This window comes from Caulobacter sp. B11, from assembly GCF_002737765.1.
Classification (GTDB): Bacteria; Pseudomonadota; Alphaproteobacteria; order Caulobacterales; family Caulobacteraceae; genus Caulobacter.
This window is the reverse complement of sequence record NZ_PEGG01000332.1, coordinates 1-3,866: the sequence shown is the minus strand read 5'-3', so window position 1 is coordinate 3,866 and position 3,866 is coordinate 1. Positions and strand designations below refer to the sequence as shown.

The window sequence follows — 3,866 nt, the reverse complement described above, 5'->3', positions numbered from 1 at the left end:
GGTGCTGGAGCAGATCATCGAGGCCCTCGACTGCAAGCGCATCGAGGATCTCGGCCTATGGCGTCCGCGAGGGGCTGTTGTTCGAAGCCATGGCGCCCAGGATACGGGGTCTGGACCCGCTGATCGAGGGCTGCGCCTCGCTGGGCGCCCGTCAGGGAGTCGCCGACGAGCTCGGCGCGGGGCTCGAGGCCTGGCTGGCCCCGGCCTTCGCGATGCTGCCCAGCTGCATGAACGACCGCGACGGCGTCCTAGTGGCCTCGGCCTGTCGCCTGGCCGATCTCGCGCCCCGCTCCACCCAGACCACCGCGCCGACCTGGTGTTCGAGCAGGTGTTGCGCGCCCCGATCGCCGGTCAGAGCCACGCCGAGCGGGCCTTCCTGGCCGTCGCCGCCCTTCGCCCGGCACGCCACCTCCTACACCCCGCCGGAAATGGGCATGCTGGAGCGTCTGCTCAGCCCGGCCCAGATCAAGCGGGCGCGATCCCTGGGGGCGGCGATCCGGCTGGGCTGCGACCTCTCGGGCCGAAGCGCGCCTTTGTTGGCGCGGTCGCGCCTGATGATCGACAGGGATCATCTGATCCTGACCGCCGAAACTGGCTTCGCCGACCTGCTGCTCGGCGAACAGACCAGCAAGCGGGGCCAGCACCCTGGCCCAGGTCCTCGGTCTGAAACTCAAGATCAGCTAAAGGCGGATCAGTCGGGCTTGGGGGCCCGACGGACCTCGACGACCCGAACGCGGGCCCCATCCAGCACCAGGGCCAGCTCGCCACGCTTGATCTTCAGGGCGTCGGCGCCGAAGGCCTCGCGTCGCCAGCCCACCAGGGCAGGCGTATTGGCCTCATCGTCGGCGGCGATCTTTTCAAGATCCGAGACCGTCGCGATCAGCTTGGAGGCGACGCCGGCTTCCTCGGCGCGGGCCTTCAGCAGCACCTTCAACAGTTCGACCACGGCGCCGGCCGAAGCGGGCGGCGGCGGGCCGGCCTTGTCGAGCACGGGGGCATAGCCTTCCGGATCGGCCAGGGCCGCCTTGATGGCCGCCAGCAGATCGGGACCAAACTTGCTGCCGCCGAAGCCCTTGGGCACGCCGCGCAGGGTATTGAGGCCCTCCAGGCTGGTCGGGGCCTGGGTCGCCAGCTCGTCGATCGCCTCATCCTTGAGGATGCGGCCGCGCGGCTGGTCGCGGGTCTGGGCCGTACGCTCGCGCCAGGCCGCCACGGACTTGAACACCGCCAGATACTTGGGCTGGGTCTTGCGCGGACGCAGGCGACGCCAGGCCTTCTCTGGATCCACGTCATAGGCCGCGGGATCGCAGAGGGCCTTCATCTCTTCCTCGACCCAAGGCAGACGACCGGCCTTCTCCAGCCGCTCGCGCAGCATGGGGAACAGGGTCGCCAGATGGGTGACGTCGGCGATGGCGTAGGTCAGCTGAGCGTCGCTGAGCGGGCGGCGCGCCCAGTCGGTGAAGCGGCTGGACTTGTCCAGTTCGATCTTCAGCATCTGACGCACCAGGGCGTCATAGGCGATCTGCTCGCCAAACCCGGCCGCCATGCCCGCCACCTGGGTGTCGAACAAGGGGGTCGGCATGGCGTTGAGATTGTTAAAGATCTCGACGTCCTGGCGCGCGGCGTGGAACACCTTCAAAATCGAGGTGTCACGCAGCAGCTCGAGCAGGGGCTCAAGGTCCAGGCCATCGGCCAGCGGATCGATACAGGCCTCGGAGTCGGGAGATGCGACCTGGATCAAGCAGAGCTTGGGCCAATAGGTGGTCTCGCGCATGAACTCGGTGTCCACGGCGATGAAAGGTTGCCCCTTCAACTCATTACAAAACTCCGCCAGCGCGGCGGTGGTGGTGATCGTCGTCATCGGCTGCTAATAGCCTCGCGCACCCCCGAGTCTGCAAGCGCGAAGCATGGTTTCAGGACGAAATCCGCGTGATCGGGCCAAGAATTCAGGACGACCGCGATGACAGACCAGCCCAATGGCCTCACCTACGCCCAAGCCGGCGTTGATATCGACGCAGGCAATGCCCTGGTCGAGGCGATCAAGCCGCTGGCCAAGGCCACCCGGCGCCCCGGCGCTGAGGCCGGTCTGGGCGGCTTCGGTGCGCTGTTCGACCTTAAGGCCGCGGGCTATGAGGACGCGCTTCTGGTCTCGACCACGGATGGGGTGGGCACCAAGCTGCGCATCGCCATCGACACCGGCATGCACGCCACGGTCGGCATCGACCTGGTGGCCATGTGCGTCAATGACCTGCTGGCCCAGGGCGCCGAGCCGCTGCTGTTCCTCGACTATTTCGCCACCGGCAAGCTGGATGTCGCCACCGCCACCAGCGTGGTCGCCGGCATAGCCGACGGCTGCAAGCTGGCCGGCGCGGCCCTGGTCGGCGGCGAGACCGCCGAAATGCCCGGCATGTATGGCGACGGCGAATATGACCTGGCCGGCTTCTCGGTCGGCGCGGTTGAGCGCGACGGCGTCTTGCCCAAGCTCGACAAGCAGCGGGCCGGCGACCTGATCATCGGCGTCGGCTCGTCGGGCCCGCACTCCAACGGCTATAGTCTGGTGCGCCGAGTGGTCGAGCGCTCAGGCCTGGCCTGGGACGCGCCCTGCCCCTTCGAGGCCGGCAAGACCCTAGCCCAGGCCCTGATGGCCCCGACCCGCATCTATGTGAAGTCGATCCTGCCCCTGCTGCAGTCGGGCCGCGTCAAAGGCGGCGCTCACATCACCGGCGGCGGCCTGATCGAGAACCCGCCACGCTGCATCGCCGAGGGCCTGGTTCCCGAATTCGACTGGAGCGCCTGGCCCCTGCCGCCGGTGTTCGCCTGGCTGCAAGAGGTCGGCGGGGTCTCCGACCACGAACTGCGCCGCACCTTCAACTGTGGGGTGGGCTTCATCCTGGTCGTCGCCGCCGCAGACGCGGAGCCCGTGCTGGCCGCCCTGCTCAACGCCGGCGAGGACGCCTTCGTCTGCGGACAGCTGGTGGCGGCCTAGCTTCCGCCTCCCCTTGTGGGAGAAGGATGGGGATCTGCTCATGACTTCAAAGACCAAGGTCGCCGTCCTGATCTCCGGCCGGGGCTCCAATATGGAGGCCCTGGTCAGGGCCGCCCAGGATCCCGCCTGCCCGTTCGAGATCGCGCTGGTCCTGGCCAACAAGCCTGAGGCCGGCGGCCTGGCTACGGCTTCGGCGGCCGGGATCGAGGCGCTCTGCGTCGACCAGAAGCCGTTCGGCAAGGACCGGGCCGCCCATGAGCACGCCATTGACGCGGCCTTGCGCGAGCGCGGGATCGAGGTCGTCGCCCTGGCCGGCTATATGCGCATCCTGACGCCGTTCCTGGTCGACGCCTGGGCCGGCCGAATGCTCAACATCCACCCCTCGCTTCTGCCCGCCTATCCTGGCCTGAACACCCATGCCCGCGCTCTGGCGGCGGGCGACGCCGAGGCGGGCTGCACGGTGCATCTGGTCACGGCCGGCGTCGACGAGGGCCCTGTCCTGGGCCAGGCGCGCGTGACAGTTCTGCCGGGCGACGACGAGCACGCCCTAGCGTCGCGCGTGTTGGAACAGGAGCACCGGCTCTATCCCAAGGCCCTCGCGGACTTCGTCAGGGCCCTCTGAGACCGCTGCACGGTTCCTGCGCAGCGGCTTCGCCGTGCTGATCTAAAACCAGACCTTCAGGAACTTCGCCGGCGCTGGCCTGCGGTCCGGCGCGTACGCAGCCGCTGGGCTTGTTAGACCAAACCCATGATCGCCGGGCCGGCGATTCCTGGGGGAAGCATCATGGCGGCAGGCGTCCGTACACCGACACGACGGCAACTCTTGTCCGCCATCGCCATGGCGGGCGGAACGGCGGCGCTCTACCAGGCCATGACCACC

Annotated in this window: 4 protein-coding genes and 1 pseudogene; 4 read left to right on the top strand and 1 reads right to left on the bottom strand. The window is 68.4% G+C overall.

Going from position 1 to position 3,866, the window contains the following annotated elements; all coding sequences use genetic code 11:
* Positions 1 to 684 (top strand): annotated as a pseudogene (locus tag CSW58_RS15445) (Ppx/GppA family phosphatase); the annotation flags it as partial.
* A gap of 7 nt (positions 685 to 691) precedes the next feature.
* On the opposite strand, the gene rnd reads toward CSW58_RS15445, so the two are convergent.
* Complete coding sequence (gene rnd / locus CSW58_RS12190; RefSeq protein ID WP_099447467.1) at positions 692 to 1,861, bottom strand: ribonuclease D; 1,170 nt, start codon at positions 1,859 to 1,861, stop codon at positions 692 to 694.
* Positions 1,862 to 1,960: 99 nt separating this feature from the next.
* Between rnd and purM the strand changes: the two genes are divergently transcribed.
* The 3 genes from purM to CSW58_RS13810 form a co-directional block, all read left to right on the top strand.
* The gene (gene purM / locus CSW58_RS12185) at positions 1,961 to 2,986 is read left to right on the top strand and encodes a phosphoribosylformylglycinamidine cyclo-ligase (protein ID WP_099447466.1); all 1,026 of its coding nucleotides are present in this window, start codon (positions 1,961 to 1,963) and stop codon (positions 2,984 to 2,986) included.
* A 40-nt stretch (positions 2,987 to 3,026) separates the two neighbouring features.
* Positions 3,027 to 3,608, top strand: coding sequence for a phosphoribosylglycinamide formyltransferase (purN, locus tag CSW58_RS12180; protein WP_099447465.1), 582 nt, complete (start codon positions 3,027 to 3,029; stop codon positions 3,606 to 3,608).
* Between the two features lie 126 nt (positions 3,609 to 3,734).
* On the top strand, positions 3,735 to 3,866 hold a 132-nt coding region (locus tag CSW58_RS13810; RefSeq protein ID WP_143755196.1), incomplete at its 3' end, for a twin-arginine translocation signal domain-containing protein.

Coding starts and splice junctions, on each gene's coding strand:
- purN (WP_099447465.1), top strand. CDS start 3,027: ATGACTTCAAAGACCAAGGTCGCCGTCCTGATCTCCGGCCGGGGCTCC.
- purM (WP_099447466.1), top strand. CDS start 1,961: ATGACAGACCAGCCCAATGGCCTCACCTACGCCCAAGCCGGCGTTGAT.
- rnd (WP_099447467.1), bottom strand. CDS start 1,861: ATGACGACGATCACCACCACCGCCGCGCTGGCGGAGTTTTGTAATGAG.